The sequence below is a fragment of the Streptomyces toxytricini genome (assembly GCF_014649915.1).
In the GTDB taxonomy this organism is placed as follows: Bacteria; Actinomycetota; Actinomycetes; order Streptomycetales; family Streptomycetaceae; genus Streptomyces; species Streptomyces toxytricini.
Map to the genome: position 1 here is coordinate 151,390 of NZ_BMTY01000018.1, position 20,485 is coordinate 171,874.

The 20,485-nt window shown below is 75.3% G+C and carries 19 protein-coding genes; 10 read left to right on the forward strand and 9 right to left on the reverse strand.

The window, feature by feature from the left end:
- Window positions 1-47: 47 nt before the first annotated feature.
- Entirely contained in the window at window positions 48-2,117 is a 2,070-nt protein-coding gene (locus IE170_RS22860; RefSeq protein ID WP_189811315.1) for a SpoIIE family protein phosphatase, read from the forward strand.
- 82 nt (window positions 2,118-2,199) lie between these two features.
- Window positions 2,200-2,703, forward strand: a complete 504-nt coding sequence (locus IE170_RS22865; RefSeq protein WP_189811316.1) for an FBP domain-containing protein — start codon at window positions 2,200-2,202, stop codon at window positions 2,701-2,703.
- A gap of 15 nt (window positions 2,704-2,718) precedes the next feature.
- Here IE170_RS22865 and IE170_RS22870 read toward each other — a convergent pair whose 3' ends face one another.
- Both IE170_RS22870 and modA read right to left on the reverse strand, forming a co-directional pair.
- Complete coding sequence (locus IE170_RS22870; protein WP_189811317.1) at window positions 2,719-4,653, reverse strand: ABC transporter permease; 1,935 nt, start codon at window positions 4,651-4,653, stop codon at window positions 2,719-2,721.
- A gap of 7 nt (window positions 4,654-4,660) precedes the next feature.
- Complete coding sequence (gene modA / locus IE170_RS22875; RefSeq protein WP_189811318.1) at window positions 4,661-5,458, reverse strand: molybdate ABC transporter substrate-binding protein; 798 nt, start codon at window positions 5,456-5,458, stop codon at window positions 4,661-4,663.
- A 236-nt stretch (window positions 5,459-5,694) separates the two neighbouring features.
- On the opposite strand from modA, the gene IE170_RS22880 reads away from it, so the two are divergent.
- A complete protein-coding gene (locus IE170_RS22880) occupies window positions 5,695-6,078 on the forward strand; it encodes an RNA-binding S4 domain-containing protein (protein ID WP_189811319.1) in 384 nt (127 codons plus the stop codon).
- 70 nt (window positions 6,079-6,148) lie between these two features.
- Here the strand turns inward: IE170_RS22880 and IE170_RS22885 are convergent, their stop codons facing one another.
- From IE170_RS22885 to dhaK, 3 genes are read right to left on the reverse strand one after another with little or no spacing between them, the layout of a single operon-like run.
- The gene (locus IE170_RS22885; protein WP_189811320.1) at window positions 6,149-6,553 is read right to left on the reverse strand and encodes a PTS-dependent dihydroxyacetone kinase phosphotransferase subunit DhaM; all 405 of its coding nucleotides are present in this window, start codon (window positions 6,551-6,553) and stop codon (window positions 6,149-6,151) included.
- Window positions 6,550-7,146, reverse strand: coding sequence for a dihydroxyacetone kinase subunit DhaL (dhaL, locus tag IE170_RS22890; RefSeq protein ID WP_189811321.1), 597 nt, complete (start codon window positions 7,144-7,146; stop codon window positions 6,550-6,552). The genes IE170_RS22885 and dhaL overlap by 4 nt, the downstream gene beginning before the upstream one ends.
- A 57-nt stretch (window positions 7,147-7,203) precedes the next feature.
- The gene (gene dhaK, locus IE170_RS22895) at window positions 7,204-8,208 is read right to left on the reverse strand and encodes a dihydroxyacetone kinase subunit DhaK (RefSeq protein WP_189811322.1); all 1,005 of its coding nucleotides are present in this window, start codon (window positions 8,206-8,208) and stop codon (window positions 7,204-7,206) included.
- Window positions 8,209-8,456: 248 nt separating this feature from the next.
- On the opposite strand from dhaK, the gene IE170_RS22900 reads away from it, so the two are divergent.
- A complete protein-coding gene (locus tag IE170_RS22900; protein WP_189811323.1) occupies window positions 8,457-9,119 on the forward strand; it encodes an alpha-ketoglutarate-dependent dioxygenase AlkB in 663 nt (220 codons plus the stop codon).
- 3 nt (window positions 9,120-9,122) lie between these two features.
- Here IE170_RS22900 and IE170_RS22905 read toward each other — a convergent pair whose 3' ends face one another.
- Together IE170_RS22905 and IE170_RS22910 are read right to left on the reverse strand one after the other, a co-directional pair.
- Window positions 9,123-9,428 carry a YkvA family protein gene (locus IE170_RS22905; protein WP_189811324.1) on the reverse strand — a complete coding sequence of 102 codons (306 nt, stop codon included), beginning with the start codon at window positions 9,426-9,428 and terminating at the stop codon, window positions 9,123-9,125.
- A gap of 47 nt (window positions 9,429-9,475) precedes the next feature.
- Window positions 9,476-9,937, reverse strand: a complete 462-nt coding sequence (locus tag IE170_RS22910; protein ID WP_189811325.1) for a MarR family winged helix-turn-helix transcriptional regulator — start codon at window positions 9,935-9,937, stop codon at window positions 9,476-9,478.
- Window positions 9,938-10,052: 115 nt separating this feature from the next.
- Between IE170_RS22910 and IE170_RS22915 the strand changes: the two genes are divergently transcribed.
- Together IE170_RS22915 and IE170_RS22920 are read left to right on the forward strand one after the other, a co-directional pair.
- The gene (locus IE170_RS22915; protein WP_189811326.1) at window positions 10,053-10,610 is read left to right on the forward strand and encodes a DoxX family protein; all 558 of its coding nucleotides are present in this window, start codon (window positions 10,053-10,055) and stop codon (window positions 10,608-10,610) included.
- 101 nt (window positions 10,611-10,711) lie between these two features.
- The gene (locus tag IE170_RS22920) at window positions 10,712-12,520 is read left to right on the forward strand and encodes a glycoside hydrolase family 15 protein (RefSeq protein WP_189811327.1); all 1,809 of its coding nucleotides are present in this window, start codon (window positions 10,712-10,714) and stop codon (window positions 12,518-12,520) included.
- A gap of 38 nt (window positions 12,521-12,558) precedes the next feature.
- Here IE170_RS22920 and IE170_RS22925 read toward each other — a convergent pair whose 3' ends face one another.
- Window positions 12,559-14,694, reverse strand: coding sequence for a SpoIIE family protein phosphatase (locus tag IE170_RS22925; protein WP_191036896.1), 2,136 nt, complete (start codon window positions 14,692-14,694; stop codon window positions 12,559-12,561).
- A 252-nt stretch (window positions 14,695-14,946) separates the two neighbouring features.
- Between IE170_RS22925 and IE170_RS22930 the strand changes: the two genes are divergently transcribed.
- Complete coding sequence (locus IE170_RS22930; RefSeq protein WP_189811328.1) at window positions 14,947-15,681, forward strand: class I SAM-dependent methyltransferase; 735 nt, start codon at window positions 14,947-14,949, stop codon at window positions 15,679-15,681.
- 25 nt (window positions 15,682-15,706) lie between these two features.
- Here IE170_RS22930 and IE170_RS22935 read toward each other — a convergent pair whose 3' ends face one another.
- A complete protein-coding gene (locus IE170_RS22935) occupies window positions 15,707-16,615 on the reverse strand; it encodes an alpha/beta hydrolase (protein WP_189811329.1) in 909 nt (302 codons plus the stop codon).
- Window positions 16,616-16,830: 215 nt separating this feature from the next.
- On the opposite strand from IE170_RS22935, the gene tdh reads away from it, so the two are divergent.
- The 3 genes from tdh to IE170_RS22950 all read left to right on the forward strand — a co-directional run bounded on the left by tdh (window position 16,831) and on the right by IE170_RS22950 (window position 20,137).
- Window positions 16,831-17,859, forward strand: a complete 1,029-nt coding sequence (gene tdh, locus IE170_RS22940; RefSeq protein WP_189811330.1) for an L-threonine 3-dehydrogenase — start codon at window positions 16,831-16,833, stop codon at window positions 17,857-17,859.
- Between the two features lie 139 nt (window positions 17,860-17,998).
- Window positions 17,999-19,207, forward strand: coding sequence for a glycine C-acetyltransferase (locus IE170_RS22945; RefSeq protein ID WP_189811331.1), 1,209 nt, complete (start codon window positions 17,999-18,001; stop codon window positions 19,205-19,207).
- 12 nt (window positions 19,208-19,219) lie between these two features.
- On the forward strand, window positions 19,220-20,137 hold the full coding sequence (locus IE170_RS22950) for a LysR family transcriptional regulator (RefSeq protein ID WP_189811332.1): 918 nt from the start codon (window positions 19,220-19,222) through the stop codon (window positions 20,135-20,137).
- The last annotated feature ends 348 nt before the right edge of the window (window positions 20,138-20,485 follow it).

Below are 20,485 nucleotides of genomic sequence, written 5' to 3' on the forward strand. Positions count from 1 at the left end.
CCGCGCGGATCCCCGCGCGCGGCGCCGATCGGTGAGACCCTGGCAGCATGGCCGAAAGGCGACCGAGCCCCGAGGTCCAGTGGCCGGCGCGGCCGGACACCAGCCTCGCGCTCAACCACATGGGCACCTTCGACTGGGACCTCGACAGCGGGCGGATGCACCTGGACGAAACCGCCCTCGAGGTCCTGGGCCTGCGTGCGGACGAGTTCAACGGGACCCCGGCCGGGTTGCGCGTCCGCCTCGCGCCCCCCGAGGAGGCCCGCCTCGACGCCCGCGTGGCGCAGGCGCTCAAGGACGGGCGCAGCCATTACGGGGCGTACGTGCGGCGCCGCCGCCGCAACGGCACCGCCGCATGGACCCACATCCAGGGGCACATCCTGCGCGAGCCCGGCGGCCGCCCCTACCGGATCATCGGGATCATCCGCGACGCCGCCCACGACCCCCGCGAGTCCGGGGCCGGCGGTGACCGCGACGAGGGCCGCCGCCGGATGACCGGCGTCGTCGAGCGGACCACGGCGATCCTCGCCCACGCCCGCACCGTCAACGACGTCACGGACGTGCTGAAGGACCCGGAGGCCCTCGGCCACCTCGGCGCCGTCAGTGTGATGCTCGGCATCGTCGACGGGGGCCGCATCCACCTCGTCGCCGAGGGCCAGCTCGGCACCTACGTCCCGGAGATCGAGTACACACGCGTCGATGCCCGCTTCCCGATGAGCGAGGCCGTCCGCAGCCTGCAGCCGGTCTTCATCGCCTCCCGCGACGAGTTCCGGCTCCGCTTCCCCGACCTGTGGCCGTACATCGAGCCGCTGGCCGTCCACAGCGGCGTCTACCTGCCGCTGATCGCGCAGGGCCGGGCCATCGGCGCGCTCGGCCTGCTCTACCGGCGGGAGGGCGACTTCACCGCCGAGGAGCGCAACCTGCTCGTCGCCCTCGGCAGCGGCATCGCCCAGAGCCTCCAGCGCGCCATCCTGTTCGAGCAGGAGCACGACCTCGCGGAGGGCCTGCAGCGGGCCATGCTGCCCCGGCGGATCCCCGATGTCCCCGGCACCCGGATCGCCGTCCGCTACCGGGCCGCGCGGATGGGGCGGAAGATCGGCGGCGACTGGTACGACGTGGTCCCGCTCGGCGAGGGCCGCGTCGGCGTGATGATCGGCGACGTCGAGGGGCACGACACCGACGCGGCCGCCGTCATGGGCCAGCTGCGGATCGTCCTGCGCGCGTACGCCGCCGAGGGCCACACCCCCGACACGGCCATGGCGCGGGCCTCCGCCTTCCTGCACGACCTGGCCACCGACCGCGTCGCCGCCTGCACCTACGCGGAGATGGACCTCGCGACCGGCATGCTGCGCATGGTCCGGGCCGCGCACCACGACCCGCTGGTCCGGCGCGGCGACGGCAGCTGCCACACCGTCCCCGTGGCCGGGGGCCCGCCGCTCGGCACGCCGCCGCACGAGCAGCCCGGGGCCGGCACCGGCTACCCCGTCACCAGCGTCGAACTGCATCCCGGCGACACCCTGGTGCTGTGCACCGACGGCCTCCTGGAGCGGAACGGCGCCGACCGGGCCGCCGGCATGCGCGACCTCGTACGGGCCGTCAGCACGGGCCCCACCGACGTGGAGGAGCTGGCCGACGTCCTGTGCGACCTGATCGGCGACGCGGGCGGGCGTGACGACATGGCCCTGCTCCTGCTGCGCCGCCGCGGCACCCCCGCGCCGCGCGGCGGCGGCCCCCTGCGGCTGCGCCTCGCCCCCGGCGACCCGCACGGCCCCTCGACGGCCCGCCACCTGATCCGGGCGGCCGCGGCGGCCTGGGGAGCCCGCGAGCTCACGGACGAGATCGAGCTGGCGGCGGACGAGCTGATGACCAACGCCCTCGTCCACACCGACGGCGGCGGGCACGTCGGCCTCCGCATGACCGCGGAGGGCCGCATCCGGATCGAGGTCGAGGACTCCAGCAGCGCCCTGCCGCACCGCCGCCAGGCAGGCGACTGGTCCGTCTCCGGACGCGGGCTGCTGCTGGTGGAGGAGCTGGCGCAGGACTGGGGCGTGGAACCCCGGGGCGGCGGCAAGTGCGTGTGGTGCGAGTTCGCCGTACCGGAGCACCCGGCCGGCCCGTGAGCCGCGCCCCCGCAGGCCCCGCGGGCGCGGTCCGGAAAATCCGGATGAAGATCATTGCCATGGCCACGTACCGTGGCCTCCCATGGAACCACTGACCGAGAAGCAGATCCGCGCGTCCTTCGTCAACTGCACCAAGGGCGAGGCCTCGCGGCTGAAGCTCCCGCCGAACTTCGGCGAACTCCCCTGGGAGGACCTCGACTTCCTCGGCTGGGTCGACCCCGCGGCCCCGCTGCGCGCCTACCTGGTGCGCCCCGGAGCCGACGGAACCGCCCTCGGCATAGGCCTGCGCGTCCCGGTCGCCAACCGCACCAGCGCCGTCAAGTCGAGCGTCTGCCAGATCTGCCTGACCGCGCACGCCTCCTCCGGCGTGTCCCTGCTCGTCGCCCCGCTCGCGGGCGCCCGCGGCCGCGAGGGCAACACCGTCGGCTCGTACTTCTGCGCCGACCTCGCCTGCTCCCTGTACCTGCGCGGCAAGCGGCTGCCCAAGCTGCGGACCCGCACCTACGAGGAGACGCTCACCCTGGAGGAGCGCGTCGAGCGCGCCATGGCCAACCTGGACTCCCTCACCGCCCGCATCACCGCCTGACGGCCGCCGACGGCGTCACAGGCCGACGAGCACCACCTCCGTGGCCTTGACGCTCGTCCACACCCGCGCCCCGTCGGCCAGCCCCAGATCGGCGGCCGCGTCCGGGGTGATCTCCGCGACCAGGTCGGGCACTCCGGGCGAGGCGACGAGCACGCGGAGCCGGCTGCCGACCGAGGTGATCTCCCGTACCGTGCCCGGCCACACGTTGCGCGGGCTGCCGGCCGGCCGCTCGCGGTGCACCGACACCGCCTCCGGCCCGATGACCGCGAGCGCCGGAGCCCCCGCGGGCAGCGTCTCGGCCACCACCAGCCGGCCCCCGCCGGGCAGCGCGAGCCCCTCGGCGGACGCGGTCCCCGGCCAGGCGTTCCGGCCCAGCATCCGCGCCACCCACGGCGACCGCGGATGCCGGGCCACCTCGGCGGGCGGCGCGTCCTGCAGGGTCCGCCCGCCGGCCAGGACGAGCACCCGGTCCGCCAGCGACACCGCCTCGACGGGATCGTGCGTCACCAGCAGGCACACCCCGCCGAACCCGGCCAGGTGCGCCCGCAGCGTGTGCCGTACGCGGGCCCGGGTCGCCTGGTCCAGCGCGGCCAGCGGCTCGTCGAGCAGGAGCAGCCGCGGCCGGGCGGCGAGCGCCCGTGCGAGCGCCACCCGCTGGGCCTGCCCGCCGGACAGCTGGGCGGGCCTGCGGTCGGCGAGGCCGGCGACGCCGAGCCGTTCCAGCCACTGCCGGGCCTCCCGGCGCGCCTCCGCCCGCGGCACACCGCGCGCCCGCAGCCCGTACGCGGTGTTGGCCAGGGCGCTCAGGTGCGGGAACAGCGCCCCGTCCTGCGGGACCCAGGCGACCCGCCGCCGGTGCGGGGGCAGGGCGGTGACGTCGGTGTCGCCGAGCCGCAGTTCGGCCTCGGCGCGCGGGGTCAGCCCGAGGAGGGCGCGCAGCAGGGTGGTCTTGCCGGCGCCGTTCTCGCCGACCACGGCGATGGTGGTGCCGGGCTCGGCGTCCAGGGTGAGCTCGGTGTACCCGCTGACCGCGGCGTGCAGGGGCCAGCGTCCGCCGCCGGACGGGACCGCGGGCGCCTCTCCGGCCTCGTACGGCGCCTGCGGTGCGGCGTCCTCCGGAGGCTGCTCCGGCGCGGGCCGGCGGCGGGGGAGCGGGGCGCCGGACCAGCGCCCGCGCAGCGCGACCAGCACGGCCATGGCGATCGCCAGCAGCAGCAGCGATACGGACGTCGCCGCCTCCGGCCGGTCCTGGAGCAGCAGGTAGACCTGGAGGGGAAGGGTCTGGGTGGTGCCGGGCAGGTTGCCCGCGAAGGTGATGGTCGCGCCGAACTCGCCCAGTGCACGGGCCCACGTCAGCGCCGCGCCGGCGACGAGGCCCGGAGCGACCATGGGCAGGGTGACCGTGAAGAACACGCGAACCGGTGAAGCTCCCAGCGAGGCGGCGGTCTCCTCGTAGCCCGGCCGCAGCCCGCCGAGCGCGCCTTCGAGGCTGATCACCAGGAAAGGCATCGCCACGAACGCGGCCGCCAGGACCGCCCCGGACGTGTGGAACGGCAGGACGATGCCGAAGGACTCCTCCAGCCACGGCCCGAGCAGCCCGCGCCGCCCGAAGCCGAGCAGCAGCGCCACACCGCCCACGGTCGGCGGCAGCACCATCGGCAGCAGCACCAGCGACCGCACGAACGCCTTGCCCCGGAAGTCGACCCGCGCCAGCAGCCACGCCAGCGGCACCCCCAGCAGCAGCGACAGGCCCAGCGCCCAGAACGACACGACGAGCGAGAGCCGCAGCGCTTCGAGGACGCCGGGGCTGCCGAGGTGGCTTCCGAGCTCGGACCAGGGCGTGCGGGCGAGGACCCCGACGAGGGGCAGCAGCAGGAACGCGACGGCGAGCAGCGCCGGCAGCGCCAGCGTCACGGGCGTCCGGGTGCGGGAGGTGCGGCGTCTGTCCACGGCGCGGCTACGGCTTCTGGAAGCCGGCGTCCCGGAGGATCTTCTGAGCCTCCGGGCTGCTCAGCCAGGCGGTGAACGCGGCGGCGGCCCCGGCGTTCTTCGACTGCTTGAGCGCGGCGGCCGGGTAGGAGGCGACGGCGTTCTGCCCGTCCGGGATCTCCACCGCCGCGACCTTGCCGGCGGACTTGGCGGCGTCCGTCGCGTACACGATGCCGGCGTCGGCCTCGCCGAGTTCCACCTTGCCGAGCACCGCGCGGACGTTGGGCTCCTCGGAGACGGGCACGACCCGGACGCTCTGCGCGTCGAGGATCTGCCGGCTGTAGCGGCCGACGGGGACCTCCGGCGACGCGAGCACCACCTTCACCTTGCTGTCGGCGAGGTCCTCCAGCCCTCCGATCTTGAACGGGTTGCCCTTGCCCGTGGCGATGACCAGGCGGTTCCTTGCGATGACGGAGGGGCTGCCGGTCTCGGCGGCCAGGCCGTCCATCGTCCTGGTGTCGGCGGTGACGAGCACGTCCCCGGGAGCGCCCTGCCTGACCTGGGCGGCGAGCTCCTGGGAGCCGGCGAAGGAGAAGGTGATCCGGGTGCCCGGATGCGCCTTCTCGTAGGCGGCGCCGGCGGTCTTGAAGACGTCGGTGAGGGAGGAGGCGGCCAGGACGGTCAGGTCGGCCGCCGCGGGGTCGGAGCCGCTCGGGCCGCCGGCCCCGGCGCCGGCGCTCCCGCCGCCGCAGGCGGCCAGGACTGGCAGGAGGACGGCGGCCATGAGGGCCGGGGCGGTGCGGCGCCGGCGGGCGGGGGACGACATGCGGTGCTCCTGGCTCGGGTCGGGTGCGGGCGGTTCGGATGCGGGTCGCGGCCCGGGCCGGATCCCGGCGGACGCGCGGCGTGCCGATGCGGGAGCCCGCATGTGCGACACGGTAGGCGCCCAGGCACCGCACATGCAATCATCTTCAGATGAAGTGCATGGCAGATGCGATGGGGGTTGTGGCATCCGCCGAAACTCGTTCCGTCGTCGGGCCGTTCCCTCGCTAGAGTCGTGCCATGGCAGAGGGAGCAACCGAAACGGGGACGGCCCGGGTGGACGCCTGGATCTGGTCCGTCCGGCTGACGAAGACCCGCTCGATCGCGGCGACCGCGTGCCGCGCGGGCCATGTGAAGGTCAACGGCGAGCGGGCCAAGCCCGCGCAGTCGGTGAAGGCGGGGGACGAGGTGCGCCTGTTCCACGCGGGCCGCGAGCGGATCGTGGTGGTCCGGCGGCCGGTGACGAAGCGGGTGGGCGCGCCGGTGGCCGCCGAGTGCTTCGTCGACAACAGCCCGCCGCCTCCGACGCCGGTCGAGGCGGCCGCGGTCGGCATCCGCGACCGCGGTACGGGCCGGCCGACCAAGCGGGACCGGCGCGAACTCGACCAGCTCCGCCGGCGCTGACGCCCGCGGCGGGACGGTGTACCCACCCGGGGCGGGAGCCCCGCCCCGGGCGCACCGCCCCGCCGCGCGGTCAGCCCTTGCGGTAGTCGTACGCCTCCTGCGCCGCGGCGGCGACGGCGTCCAGGGAGGCCCCGGACGAGGCCGCGACGAGCGCCGCCACCGCGCCCTCCACGAACGGGGCGTCCACCAGGCGTGACCGCGGCGGCAGTTCGTCGTCCGCCAGCAGCGCCTTCACCGTCAGCACCGCGCTGCCGAGGTCCGCGATCAGGGCCACGCCCGCCCCGCGGTCCACTTCCCGCGCGGCTGCCGCGATGCGCTCCGCGCTCGTCCCGAGGCCGCCGTCCGAAGTGCCGCCCGCCGCGGCGACCGGGGCCACCGCCCCGCCCGCCGCCAGTCCGGCCGCCAGCTCCGCGACCGACTCCGCGACCCGCGCGCTGTGCGACACCAGGACGATCCCGACCGGCCCGCCGCTCATCCCGCCGCCTCCGCCAGGGCCGCCAGCAGCAGCGCCGAGGACGTCGCCCCCGGGTCCTGGTGGCCGATGCTCCGCTCGCCGAGGTAGCTCGCCCTGCCCTTGCGGGCGAGCATCGGGACCGTGGCCGCCGCCCCGGCCTCCGCCGCCTCCGCGGCCGCCCGGTAGGAGGTGCCGAGTGCCGCCACCCCGGGGAGCAGCGCGTCCAGCATCGTCTTGTCGCCCGCCGCGGCACCGCCCAGGGCGGCGACCGCGGTGACGCCCGCGTCCAGCGCCTTGCGCACGTCCTCGTCGGAGACCTCGGCGGCGTCGCCGAGCTCCTTGCCGGTGCGGCGCAGCAGCGTCCCGTACAGGGGGCCGGAGGCGCCGCCCACCGTCGAGATCAGGGTCCGGCCCGCGAGCCCGAGCACCGCGGCGGGCGTCGCCGGCGGCTCCGCCTCCAGGGCGGCTCGCACCGCCGTGAAGCCGCGCAGCAGGTTGCTGCCGTGGTCGGCGTCCCCGATGGGGGAGTCGAGCTCCGTCAGCCGGTCCGCCTCGCGCTCCACGGCGGCCGCGGCGGCCGCCATCCAGCGCCGGAAGAAGTCAGTGTCACGCAACTCGGTCTCCTCGCCTCGCACCACACCGGCCGGCCGGTCCCGCCCGCCACCATAAGCTCAGGCGCCCCACCGCAGGGCGGCCGTCCGCACGGGCGCGTCCCACAGCCGCAGCAGCTCCTCGTCGGCGCGGCACAGCGTCACCGAACAGCCCGCCATGTCCAGCGAGGTGACGTAGTTCCCGACGAGCGTCCGGGCGACCTGCACGCCCCGCTCCGCGAGCACCGCGCAGACGTCGGCGGTGAACCCGTACAGCTCCAGCAGCGGCGTCGCCCCCATGCCGTTGACGAGGGCGAGGACCGGCCCGTCCTGCGGCGCGATCTGTTCCAGCTCCTCCACGACGGCGCCCACCGCGGTCCGGGCGATCTCCCGCGACGGCATCACGGGGCGCCGTTCGCGGCCCGGCTCGCCGTGGATGCCGATGCCCAACTCCAGCTCCCCGTCCGGCAGGTCGAAGGTCGGGCTGCCCTTGGCGGGCGTCGTGCAGGCGCTGAGCGCGACGCCGAAGCTCCGCGAGGCCGCGTTGACCCGGCGGGCGATCTCCGCGACCTCATCCAGCGGGGCCCCCGCCTCGGCGGCCGCTCCGGCGATCTTCTCGACGAACAGGGTGGCTCCGGTGCCGCGCCGGCCCGCGGTGTACAGGCTGTCGGTGACCGCCACGTCGTCGTTGACCAGCACCTGCTCGATGCGGATGCCGTCCTCCTCCGCGAACTCGGCGGCCATCTGGAAGTTCAGCACGTCGCCCGTGTAGTTCTTCACGACGAACAGCACGCCCTGCCCGGAGTCGACGGCCGCGGCCGCCCGCAGCATCTGATCCGGAACGGGCGAGGTGAACACCTCTCCGGGACAGGCCGCCGACAGCATGCCCGGGCCGACGAAGCCCGCGTGCAGCGGCTCGTGCCCGGAGCCGCCGCCCGAGACCAGGCCGACGCGCCCGCCCTCGCGCGCGCCGCGCCGTACGACGATCCGCCGCTCGACGTCGACCTCCAGGTCGGGGTGGGCGGCCGCGATGCCGCGCAGGGCGTCGGCGACGACGGTCTCGGGACTGTTGATCAGCATCCTCATGGCGTCTCCCGGGGTGGAGCGGCGGCGGGGCTGGACGGGGGCGGGCGCGCGGCCGGGCGGCCCCAGTCCGCGTCCCGGCGATCGGAGCGAGCCTATGCGGCGCAGCGGCGCAGCGTCACGGAACGCGCACGGGACGCGGGCGCCGGATCACCCGCCGGCTTGGGGGTGCCGGACCGGATGGGGGGAGGGGGGCCATGCCGGGCGCCCGCTATCGAGCTGATGTTCGAACGGCGCGGTACGCTGAACCCATGAGCACCCTCCGCGGCCCCTCCGCACCGGGCGGCCTCCCCGGCCTCCAGGGCTCCCTCTTCGACCAGGGGGAGGAGCTCCGGCTCGGCCCGCTCGCCGGGCTGAGCCGCACCCGGCTGGGATCCGGCGCCTGGGTCGACCACCTGCCGGGCTGGCTCACCGGCGCGGACGCCCTCTTCGCCCACCTCGCCGAGCACGTGCCCTGGCGCGCCGAGCGCCGCCGCATGTACGAGCAGGACATCGACGTGCCGCGGCTCCTCGCCCACTACGGAGAGGGCGAGCCGCTCCCGCACCCCGTCCTCGAAGAGGCGCGCGAGGCCCTCTGCCGGCACTACGCCGCCGAACTCGGCGAGCCCTTCGCCACAGCCGGCCTCTGCCTCTACCGCGACGGCCGCGACAGCGTCGCCTGGCACGGCGACCGCACCGGCCGCTCCGCCACAGAGGACACCATGGTCGCCATCCTCTCCGTCGGCGACCCCCGCGACCTCGTCCTGCGCGCCCGCGGCGGCGGGCCGACCCTGCTGCGCCTCCCCCTCGGCCACGGCGACCTCGCCGTGATGGGCGGCTCCTGCCAGCGCACCATGGAGCACGCCGTGCCCAAGTCCGCCAAGGCCGTCGGCCCCCGCATCAGCATCCAGTACCGGCCGCGCGGCGTGGGCTGACGCTCAGACCGCCTCCGGCTCCTTCGTCGCGGGCTCCCGGCGCACCGCGTGTGCGGCCGCCCGCAGCGAGCGCAGCGCGAAGAGCAGGACACCGATGTCGTCGAGGTAGACCGGGTCGGGGATCAGGTCCACCGGCGACACCGTGTAGACCACGGCCACCCAGAACAGGGCCTTGTCGCGCAGCGGCACCCCCGCGTCCAGCAGCATCCGCCGCGCCCGCACCACCCGTACCAGGAGCACGGCGGCCGTGGCGGCCAGCGCGAGGCCGGCCGCCACCGCGGCCGTCAGCCAGAGCGTCGTCGTGTCCATGCACCCTCCCTACCCGTTCCGCCCACCGTGGCCCGCCGGCCGCCCTGTCAGCCCTGCTCCCGCAGGCGGCGGCTGACCTCGCCCAGTCCGTCGGCGATGGCCTCCAGCTGCGCCGGGGTCAGGACGTCGATCAGTGCCTCCCGGACCGCCGACACGTGCCCGGGGGCGGCCTCCTCCAAACGGGCGCGGCCCGCCTCGGTGAGGACGGCGAAGACCCCGCGGACATCGGACGGGCAGCTGCGGCGCTGTACCAGCCCCGCCTTCTCCATCTGCGTCACCTGGTACGTCAGGCCGCTCTTCGAATTGATCAGGCCATTGGCGAGTTCCGTCATCCGGAGCTCGTTGCGGGGTGCAGCAGCGAGCCGCACGAGTATCTCGTACTGCGGGTGGGAGAGTCCCGAGTCGTCCTTGAGCTGCTGGTCCAGATGCCGGTTCACCAGGGCGGAAGCCGCCAGGAAACCCCTCCAGGCGCGCATCTCCCGCTCGTCCAGCCATCTCGTTCCAGCCATGCCCCCAGGGTACACAGGTTGTTCCAATTTGAATCACTCGCTACTGTCGGCAAGGATGGCGGTTCGAATTTGAACAACCCCCTCCGCCGAGGGCCGCCCGACCGGAAGGATCCCCATGACCACCCCCTCCGTCGCCACGACGCAGTCGCAGGCCGCCGCACCGGCCGCCCCCCTCGCCCTGGCCGCGCCCGGATACGACGCCGGCCTGCTCCTGCTCCGCCTCGTCCTCGGCCTGACGATGGCCGCCCACGGCGTCCAGAAGCTCTTCGGGTGGTTCGGGGGCGGCGGCATCAGCGGAACCGGCAAGTTCTTCACCTCCGTCGGCTACCCGGCGGGCGACGCCATGGCCGTCGTCGCCGGCCTCACCGAGACGCTCGGCGGCCTCGGCCTCGCCCTGGGCGTCCTCACCCCGCTCGCCGGTGCCGCCGTCGTCGGCACCATGATCAACGCGATCGCCGTGCACGGCACCGAGTCCTTCTTCGCCACCAAGGGCGGCATGGAGTACGAACTCCTGCTCGTGGCCGCCGCCGCGGCCCTCACCCTCACCGGCCCCGGCCGCCACGCCGTCGACCGCTTCGTGCCCGTCCTGCGCGCCCACCGGCTGACCCACGGCGCCGCGGCACTCGCCGTCGGCATCGCCGCCGCGGCCGTCACGCTGCTGGTCCGCGCCTGACGGACCGGCGCCCCGCCCGCCCGTCCGCCACGGGCCGGCGGGGCGCCGCCCGCCGCGGTCTCCGCTGATTGGGGCAGCCGATCCGCGGGAAAAGCGCACGAATGACACAACCCATCGAAGACTACGCAATCATCGGCGACCTGATGACGAGCGCGCTCGTCGGCCGCGACGGGTCCATCGACTGGCTGTGCCTGCCCCGCTTCGACTCCGCCGCCTGCTTCGCCGCCCTCCTCGGCGCCCGCGAGAACGGCCACTGGCGCCTCGCCCCCGCCGCGGCCGCCGAGGACGAGACGTGCACCCGCCGCGCCTACCTCGACGACACCCTGGTCCTGGAGACGTACTGGGACACCCCCGAAGGCTCCGTCAAGGTCGTCGACTTCATGCCGCAGCGCGACGAGGCCCCCGACGTCATGCGCATCGTCGAAGGCCTCTCCGGCAGCGTCACGGTGCGCAGCACCCTGCGCCTGCGCTTCGACTACGGGCACGTCGTCCCCTGGGTCCGCCGCGTCGACGGCGAGCGCGTCGCCGTCGCCGGCCCCGACTCCGCCTGGTTCCGCAGCGAACCGCCCGTGCCCACCTGGGGCGAGGACAACAGCACCCGCTCCGAGTTCACCGTCGCCGCAGGCGAAAGCGTCGCGTTCGTCCTCACCTGGCACCCCTCGCACGAGCCCCGGCCCCGCCCCGTCGACCCCCGCACCGCCCTGCGCCACTGCATCGAGGACTGGCGGGCCTGGACCGCGCAGTGCTCCTACGAGGGCCCGTACCGGGAGGCGGTCACCCGCTCCCTGATCACCCTCAAGGCCCTCACCTACGCCCCCACCGGCGGCATCGCCGCCGCCGCGACCACCTCGCTCCCCGAGGAGATCGGCGGCGTCCGCAACTGGGACTACCGCTACTGCTGGCTGCGCGACTCCACCCTCACCCTCGGCTCCCTCATCTCCACCGGCTTCCTCGACGAGGCCCGCGCCTGGCGCGAATGGCTGCTCCGCGCCGTCGCCGGCAACCCCGCCGACCTGCAGATCATGTACGGCCTCGGCGGCGAGCGCCGCCTTCCCGAGACCGAGCTTCCCTGGCTGTCCGGCTACGAGAACTCCGCGCCCGTCCGCATCGGCAACGCCGCCGTCGACCAGCTCCAGCTCGACGTGTACGGCGAGGTCCTCGACGCCCTCCACCTGGCCCGCACGGCCGGCCTGCCCGCCGAACGCCAGGGCTGGCGCATCCAACTCGCCCTCCTCGACTTCCTGGAGCGCAACTGGCGCCGCCCCGACGAGGGCCTGTGGGAGGTCCGCGGCCCCCGCCGCCACTTCGTCCACTCCAAGGTGATGGCCTGGGTCGCCGCCGACCGCGCCGTCCGCACCCTGGAACGCGACCCGTCCGAGCTCGGCGACGTCGAACGCTGGCGCGCCATGCGCGACGAGGTCCACCGCGACGTCTGCGAGAACGGCTACGACCCCGAGCGCAACACCTTCACCCAGTTCTACGGCTCCCGCGAACTCGACGCCGCCACGCTCCTCATCCCCCGCGTCGGCTTCCTCCCGCCCGACGACCCACGCGTCATCGGCACCGTCGACGCCGTCCGCGCCGAACTTGGCAGCAACGGCGGCCTCGTCCGCCGCTACAGCACCGAAGGCCCCTCCGTCGACGGGCTGCCCGGCGACGAAGGCGCCTTCCTCGCCTGCTCCTTCTGGCTGGCCGACGCCCTCCACCTCACCGGCCGCGACAAGGAGGCGCGGGAGCTGTTCGAGCGGCTGCTCGCCGTCCGCAACGACGTCGGCCTCCTCGCCGAGGAGTACGACCCCGTATCCGACCGCCAACTCGGCAACTTCCCCCAGGCGTTCAGCCACATCGGCCTCGTCAACACCATCCTCACCCTCGGCACCCCCGGCGGACCCCCTGCCGGCCCGCACTGACGGCGCGCCGCGGCCCGGCCCCGCCGCTCCCGCGGGCCTCACGGCCGCCGCGGGGCGGCCTCCCGCGAGGCCAGCAGCAGCGCCACGTCGTCCGCCCTGTCGGCAACCCCGCGCACCACGCCGATCAGCCGGTCCGCCGTCTCCGCCAGGGGCGACGGCCGGGCTGCGGCCAGCGCCGCCCGCAGCCGCTCCACGCCCACGTCGATGTCCGTGTCCGGCATCTCCACCAGCCCGTCCGTGTACATCGCGAGGACCGCCCCCGGCGCCAGCCGGAAGTCCGTCACCGGGTACACGGCGTCCGGATCGATGCCCAGCACCACCCCGCCCGGCAGTTCCAGGACCTCGGCCCGCCCGTCCGCGTGCCGCAGCAGCGGCTGCGGGTGCCCCGCCCGCACCGCCTGCGCCCGCCCCGACACCGGGTCGAGGACCACGTAGCAGCAGCTCGCGAACTGCCCCGGGTCCAGGTCGATCAGCAGCCGGTTGGTGCCCGCGACGACCTGCTCGGGCGCGTTCCCGCTCAGCGCGAACGCCCGTACCGCACTGCGCACCTGCCCCATCGTCGCCGCCGCCGCCACGCCGTGGCCCTGCACGTCCCCGATCACCAGCGCCAGCCGGCCCCCGGCCGTCTCCACGACGTCGTACCAGTCGCCGCCCACCTCCATCCCCACCGTCCCCGGCAGGTACCGGCCCACCGTCGTGACGTGCCGCCGCTCCGGCAGCCGGTGCGGCAGCAGCGCCGACTGCAGGCCCCGCGCCAGGGCCGCCTCCGAGTCGTAGCGCTGCGCCCGCTCCAGCGCCTGCGCGATCAGCCCCGCCAGCGCCGTCAGGACCGTACGCTCCTCCGGGCTGAAGCCGCGGGGAGCGTCGAAGCCGAGGATGCAGGAGCCCACCGGCCGCCCCGACGCGATCAGCGGCAGGAACGCCCGCGCACCCACGTGCGCGTCCAGCGGGATCCCCGGGTACGCGGCGGCCAGGTGCTCCATCGACTCGAAGAAGATCGGCCGGCCCGAGGTCAGCGTCTCCACGCCCGGCAGCCGCACGTCGAGCCCCACCCCGTCGAACCGGTCCAGGAACCCCTGCGGGAAACCCGTCTCCCACGCCAGGTACAGGTGGCGGTCGCTCAACAGGTAGATCGCCAGCTGGCGGCCCCCGAACGCCGGCAGCAGCTCCTGCGTCACCACCGCCGACACCTGCCGCGCCGTCACCGCCTCCGTCAGTGCGATCGCCAGTGCCACCGGCCGGTACAGCGCCGACGCCCGGTCCGCGGGCGCGCCCAGGTCCTCGCCGGGACGCACCACCGCCTCCGGCGCGTACGCCGGCTGCTCCGCCCCGCCGATGACGACCGTCACCCCGTCCGGCCCCGGGTACAAGTCGACCGCCACCCACTCCCCGGGCGGCTGCCGGCCCCGCCGCGCCGGAAAGTGCACCGGATCGCCCGCCATGAACACCGCCCGGAAGTGGTCCTCGTACGCCGGGTGCCCCAGCCACGGCACCGCCTCCCACAGCAGACGCCCCCGCAGCTCCGGCCCGCCCGCGCCCAGCCGGCCCGCCGCCGCGTTCAGGTACCGGATCCGGCCGCCGCGGTCCACCGACAGCACCGCCCGCGGAAACCGCTCCAACGCCTCCCGCGCCCCCTGCGCCCGCCCCGGCGGCGGTGCCTGCACCGGATCCCCCGACCACTCCACCCCGCCCCCGGCCGCCGCCAGGGCGGCGAGCTCCGCGGCCAGCCCGGCCGCGACCGCCCGCAGCCGCTCCCGGTCCCCGGCCGGCACCGCGACACCCGGCGTGGGCGGCCGCAGCACGAACAGCACCCCGAACCGCTCCCCGCCGGCCGTGACCGGCTCGAACAGCGATCCGAACGGGAACGGCAGCCCCGCCACCAGCTGGGGGAACCGCCGCGTCGCCGACTCCGCATCCGGCAGGTACACGGCCGCACCCGTGCGGTGCGCCTCGGCCACCGGGAACGGCCGGTTCACCTGGATCCGCCACCACGGCCGGAACAACGGGCCCGGCAGCCCGGTCAGCGCCGCCATCAGCAGCACGCCCCCGGCCCCCGAGCGCAGGTACACCCCGCCCGCGAACCCGCCGACGGCCCGCACCGCCTCGCCGGCCGCCCGTACGAGCACCCGGGCCAGGGCATCGCGGCCCGGGCCGCTGTCCGGTCTCGCCGTCACACAGCCAGCATGCCCCCGCCCCGCCGCCGCCGCGACCGCCGCCCACGCGGCCGGAGGGGCGGCCCGCCGGGCCCGTACGCCTCGCCCGTACGGCGCATGCGCCCCGCCCCGCCGGCCCCGGACGCCCCGCCGGCGGGGCGAACGGCTCGCCCGTCCGGGGGCACGGGCTCGCGCCCACCCCGCCGCCCGCCCGCACCCGGGGCACGATACGCAGGCGTCCCTCCCCGCCCGCCCCGGAAGGCAAGGCAGAGCATGAGGTTCCCGTACGACACCCTCGGCGAAGAGTTCCCGGAGTCGACGACCACGGCGGCCTACTCCGCCGCCGACACCCACACCCTCCTGGAGGCGCTCGACGCCCTCGGCGGGGTCCACGGCCTCGACACCCTCGACCTGGCCTGCGGACACGGCCACAACACCCGGCTCCTGGCCCGCGGCGGAGCGCGCCGCGCCCTCGGCGTCGACACCTCGGAAGAGCTGGTCCGCAGAGCCCGCGCCCACGCCGGGCACATCCCCGGCGCCGTCGCCTACGTCGTCGCCGACACCCACAGACTCCCCCGCATGGGGCCCTTCGACCTGGTCACCGCCGCCTACCTGTTCAACCAGGCCCCCGACCGGACCGCCCTCCACGGCATGTTCCGCTCCATCCGGGCCAACCTGCGCGACGGCGGCCGGCTCCTCGCCACCGTCCCCAACGCCGGCGCCTACCCGAACGTCGACTGGTCGCCGTACGGCGTCCGCATCGTCGAGCGCATCCCCGCAGGCGACGCGCCCCTGCTGAAGGCGCAGCTCGTCGACGACCCGGCCGTCGAGTTCGAGTTCCGCGAGTGGGCGCACTCGGACTTCGCGGAAGCCGCCGTCGAAGCCGGCTTCAGCACCGTCGGCTGGCAGCCCAACCGCACCCCGCCCGCCGACGCGGCCCGCGACGAGGCCTACTGGACCGCGTACCGCGCCTGGCCGGTCAGCTCCCTCATGACCTGCACGGCCTGAGCCCGCCCGCCCCCGTACCCCGTCCTCACTCCGCGGCGGCGGACCGGACCAGCTCCACGATCCGGTCGCGGGCCGCCCGCCCCTCCGGCACCGGCAGCAGCGGATAGGCGTGCAGCAGCCCCGCCTCCTCGTGCAGCTCCACCTCGGAGCCGGCCTCCCGCGCCCGCCGCACCAGCTCCCGGCTGTCCGTCGCCAGCACGTCCCGCGTCCCCGAGAACACCGTCATCGGAGCCAGCCCGCCCAGCGCCCCGCGCAACGGGCTCACCTGCGGATCCTCCGCCGGCAGCGTCCCCGCGTACAGCCTCCCCGCCTCCCGCAGCCCCGAGCGCGCCTGCACGGGATCCACGGCCTCCAACGCCTCCTGGTCCGGGTGGCTCACCGTCAGGTCCAGCCAAGGCGAGATCAGCACGATCCGGGACGGCTGCGCCCCCGTACGGTCCCGGAGCCGCTGCGCCGCCGCCAGCGCCAGCCCGGCGCCCGCCGCATCCCCGACCAGCACCGTCCCGCCTTCCCCGCCGCCCTCGATCAGGCCGCTGAGCAGGTCAGCGGCCACCGGCACCGTACGGTCCGCCGTGCCCCGCGGCGCCAGCGTGTACGCCGGCACCACCACCCGGGCCCGCGCCCGCACCACCAGCGTCCGCACCATCGCCCAGTGCGGGCGCACCAGCTCGTGCACGTACCCGCCGCCGTGCACGTACAGCACCCGGGCCGCCGGCTCGACGCCCCGCGGCGAGGCGTCGTACACCGGCCACGCCCCGACGAACGTCCGCGATATCTCCGCGACCCGCCCCAGCGACCGGGGCGGCAGGTGCGACGCCGGCCGGCGCGCCGCCTCCGCGACCAGCGCCCGCACCGCCTCCGCACTCGCGAGCCGCCTCCGCCGGCCCGCCGCGACCAGCGCGACCGACAGCGCCCTGCTGCGCAGACTCGGCACGCCCGACACCTCCCCGTTCCCCGACCCCGACGGGCGGCCCTTGCGCAGGCCACCCGCCCTTCACGGGAGGAGCATAGGCGTGAAGCTGTGCTGTCGACCCGCTTAAGAAATCCTCGATGGACTGATCACTGCGCAGGTCGGCAGATTGGTCCCGTCGATACGCCGCACCAGCCCCACGGGCCGCGGCACCCCCTGCACATGCCTGGAGCCACCCCATGAAGGCACTCGTCAAGCACAAAGCCGAACCCGGGCTCTGGCTGATGGACGTCCCGGAGCCGGAGTACGGCGCCGGGGACGTGCTGATCAGGGTGCTGCGCACGGGCATCTGCGGCACCGACCTGCACATCCGCGCCTGGGACGGCTGGGCGCAGGGCGCCGTCAAGACCCCCCTCGTCCTCGGGCACGAGTTCGTCGGCGAGGTCGCCGCGGTCGGCTCCGACGTCCGCGACATCGAGGTCGGCGCGCTCGTCAGCGGCGAGGGCCACCTGGTCTGCGGCAAGTGCCGCAACTGCCTGGCCGGCCGCCGCCACCTGTGCCGCAGCACGGTCGGCCTCGGCGTCGGGCGCGACGGCGCGTTCGCCGAGTACGTCGTCCTGCCCGCGCAGAACGTGTGGGTGCACCGCACCGCCGTCGACCTCGACGTCGCCGCGATCTTCGACCCGTTCGGCAACGCCGTCCACACCGCCCTGTCCTTCCCCCTCGTCGGCGAGGACGTCCTGATCACCGGGGCCGGCCCGATCGGCATCATGGCCGCCGCGGTCGCCCGCCACGCCGGCGCCCGCAACGTCGTCATCACCGACGTCAGCCCCGAGCGCCTGGAGATCGCCCGCAAGGCGGGCGCCACCCTCGCCCTCGACGTCTCGGACGCGACCATCGCCGACGCGCAGGAGCGGCTCGGGCTGCGCGAGGGCTTCGACGTCGGCCTGGAGATGTCCGGCCGTGCCGAGGCGATGCGCGACATGATCGCCAACATGACGCACGGCGGGAAGATCGCCATGCTCGGCCTGCCCGCCCAGGAGTTCCCCGTGGACTGGGCGAAGGTCGTCACCTCGATGATCACCATCAAGGGCATCTACGGCCGCGAGATGTTCGAGACCTGGTACGCGATGACCGTCCTCCTGGAAGGCGGCCTGGACCTCAGCCCCGTCATCACCGGCCGCTACTCCCACCGCGACTTCGAAGCCGCCTTCGACGAGGCGGCGACCGCCCGCAGCGGCAAGATCATCCTGGACTGGACCGCGTAACCGCGGCCGCCCGCACACCACCTCCCTCCGGCCGGGCCCCGCAGAACCCTCCCCCCTCCGCGGGGCCCGGCCCCCCTCGTCTCCCTCAGCCTCCCTCCGTCCCCCTCCGCCGCACGGAGAAGAAAGCGAGCACCGCACCATGTTCGAGAACGTCCGCGAAGACCTTCGCGCCACCCTCGACGAGATCCGCTCGGCCGGCCTGCACAAGCCCGAGCGGGTCATCGGCACCCCGCAGAGCGCGGCCGTCGCCGTCACCGCCGGCGGCACCCCCGGTGAGGTCCTCAACTTCTGCGCCAACAACTACCTCGGCCTCGCCGACCACCCCGAGGTCGTCGCCGCCGCCAAGGAAGCCCTCGACCGCTGGGGCTACGGCATGGCCTCCGTCCGCTTCATCTGCGGCACCCAGGAGGTCCACAAGGAGCTGGAGGCCCGCCTGTCCTCCTTCCTCGGCCAGGAGGACACGATCCTCTACTCCTCCTGCTTCGACGCCAACGGCGGCGTCTTCGAAACCCTCCTCGGCCCCGAGGACGCCGTCATCTCCGACGCCCTCAACCACGCCTCCATCATCGACGGCATCCGCCTCTCCAAGGCCCGCCGCTTCCGCTACGCCAACCGCGACATGGCCGAGCTGGAAGCCCGCCTGAAGGAGGCCGTCGAGGGCGGCGCCCGCCGCAAGCTGATCGTCACCGACGGCGTCTTCTCCATGGACGGCTACGTCGCCCCCCTGACCGAGATCTGCGACCTCGCCGACCGCTACGACGCCATGGTCATGGTCGACGACTCCCACGCCGTCGGCTTCGTCGGCCCCGGCGGCCGCGGCACCCCCGAGCTGCACGGCGTCATGGACCGCGTCGACATCATCACCGGCACCCTCGGCAAGGCCCTCGGCGGCGCCTCCGGCGGCTACGTCGCCGCCCGCACCGAGATCGTCGAACTGCTCCGCCAGCGCTCCCGCCCCTACCTCTTCTCCAACTCCCTCGCCCCCGTCATCGCCGCCGCCTCCCTCAAGGTCCTCGACCTGCTGGAGTCCGCCGGAGACCTCCGCGAGCGCCTCGCCGCCAACACCGCGCTCTTCCGCACCAAGATGACCGAGGCCGGCTTCGAGATCCTCCCCGGCGACCACGCCATCGCCCCCGTCATGATCGGCGACGCCGCCGAGGCGGGCCGCATGGCCGAGCTCCTCCTGGAGCGCGGCGTGTACGTGATCGGCTTCTCGTACCCCGTCGTCCCGATGGGCCAGGCACGCATCCGCGTCCAGCTGTCCGCGGCCCACTCCACCGCCGACGTCGAGCGGGCCGTCGCCGCGTTCACCGACGCCCGCGCGGCCCTCGCCGCCGCCAGGGGCTGACATCATGGAGGGGTGATCGACCCCCGCCGGCTGCGCATCCTGCGGGCCGTGGCGGACCACCGTACGGTGACCGCCGCGGCCGCAGCCCTGTACCTCACCCCCTCCGCCGTCTCCCAGCAGCTCGCGGCGCTCGAACAGGAAACCGGGCACGCACTGCTCACCCGCAGCGGCCGCGGCGTACGGCTCACCGCCGCCGGCGAGATCCTCCTCGCCCACACCCACGAGGTCCTCGCCCAGCTCGAACGCGCCGAAGCGGAGCTCGCCGCCTACGCGGGCGGCACCGCCGGCGACGTCACCGTCGCCGCCTTCGCCACCGGCATCGCCGAGGTCCTCGCCCCGGCGATCGCCCGCCTGGCCCGCGAACACCCGGGCCTGCGCCTGCGCGTCCGCGACGCCGAAGGCGACGAAAGCCTCCCCCTCGTCCTCGACGGCGAAGCCGACATCGCCCTCGCCGTCGAATACCGCGGCGCGCCCGGCGCCGACGACGGCCGCCTGTCGGTCGTCCCGCTCTACGCCGAGCCCTTCGACGCGGTCCTCCCCGCCGGCCACCCGCTCGCCGACCTTCCCGAGGTGAGCCTGCCGGACCTCTCCGACGCGGACTGGGTCGGCCAGTACCCCGGCAACCCGTGCCACGACGTGACCCTCCTGGCCTGCGAACTCGCCGGCTTCCAGCCGCGCTTCCGCCACTCCTCGGACGACTTCCGCGCCGTGACGGCCCTCGTCGGCGCGGGCGCCGGAGTCGCCCTGGTCCCCCGCTCGGCCCTGCGCGGCATGGACCTCAAAGAGGTCCAGGTCCGCCCGGTAACCGGCCTCCCGGCCACCCGCCGCGTCTTCGCCGCGACCCGCAGGGGCGCGGAAACCCACCCACTGCTGGCTCCTATCCTGGGGGCGCTGACGCGGGAGGCTTCGCGGCTGGACACGCGGGGGTAGGGGCGGGGCGGCGGGGGAGGGGAGCGACGGGGGCGGGGTCGGGCGGAGACCGCGGAAGGGGGCCGGCGGAGCCGCGGGCTCGGGGGCGGTGTAGGCGGCGGGCGGGGGTGTGGCGAAGCCGCGTGCTCGGGGGCGGGTGGAGGCGGCGGGACCTGGTCGCGGCCGCGCATCGACCCGGGTCGGACCGAGGCGGCGGAACGTGGGTGGGGCGGGAGCCACTCGGGTGGGCCGGTCGGCGACGGCGGGGCCCGGTTTGGCGGGAGCGGGTGACTCGGGGTCGGTGGGTGCGGGGGGTGTCCCGGCAGCCCATTGTCCTTCCGGGGCGGGCCGCCCTGTAAAGGGCGCTCC

Excerpts from the sequence above, each read along its gene's own strand:
- IE170_RS22860 (WP_189811315.1), top strand. The coding sequence starts at position 48 with ATGGCCGAAAGGCGACCGAGCCCCGAGGTCCAGTGGCCGGCGCGGCCG.
- IE170_RS22865 (WP_189811316.1), top strand. The coding sequence starts at position 2,200 with ATGGAACCACTGACCGAGAAGCAGATCCGCGCGTCCTTCGTCAACTGC.
- modA (WP_189811318.1), bottom strand. The coding sequence starts at position 5,458 with ATGTCGTCCCCCGCCCGCCGGCGCCGCACCGCCCCGGCCCTCATGGCC.
- IE170_RS22880 (WP_189811319.1), top strand. The coding sequence starts at position 5,695 with ATGGCAGAGGGAGCAACCGAAACGGGGACGGCCCGGGTGGACGCCTGG.
- IE170_RS22885 (WP_189811320.1), bottom strand. The coding sequence starts at position 6,553 with ATGAGCGGCGGGCCGGTCGGGATCGTCCTGGTGTCGCACAGCGCGCGG.
- dhaK (WP_189811322.1), bottom strand. The coding sequence starts at position 8,208 with ATGAGGATGCTGATCAACAGTCCCGAGACCGTCGTCGCCGACGCCCTG.
- IE170_RS22900 (WP_189811323.1), top strand. The coding sequence starts at position 8,457 with ATGAGCACCCTCCGCGGCCCCTCCGCACCGGGCGGCCTCCCCGGCCTC.
- IE170_RS22905 (WP_189811324.1), bottom strand. The coding sequence starts at position 9,428 with ATGGACACGACGACGCTCTGGCTGACGGCCGCGGTGGCGGCCGGCCTC.
- IE170_RS22910 (WP_189811325.1), bottom strand. The coding sequence starts at position 9,937 with ATGGCTGGAACGAGATGGCTGGACGAGCGGGAGATGCGCGCCTGGAGG.
- IE170_RS22915 (WP_189811326.1), top strand. The coding sequence starts at position 10,053 with ATGACCACCCCCTCCGTCGCCACGACGCAGTCGCAGGCCGCCGCACCG.
- IE170_RS22920 (WP_189811327.1), top strand. The coding sequence starts at position 10,712 with ATGACACAACCCATCGAAGACTACGCAATCATCGGCGACCTGATGACG.
- IE170_RS22930 (WP_189811328.1), top strand. The coding sequence starts at position 14,947 with ATGAGGTTCCCGTACGACACCCTCGGCGAAGAGTTCCCGGAGTCGACG.
- tdh (WP_189811330.1), top strand. The coding sequence starts at position 16,831 with ATGAAGGCACTCGTCAAGCACAAAGCCGAACCCGGGCTCTGGCTGATG.
- IE170_RS22945 (WP_189811331.1), top strand. The coding sequence starts at position 17,999 with ATGTTCGAGAACGTCCGCGAAGACCTTCGCGCCACCCTCGACGAGATC.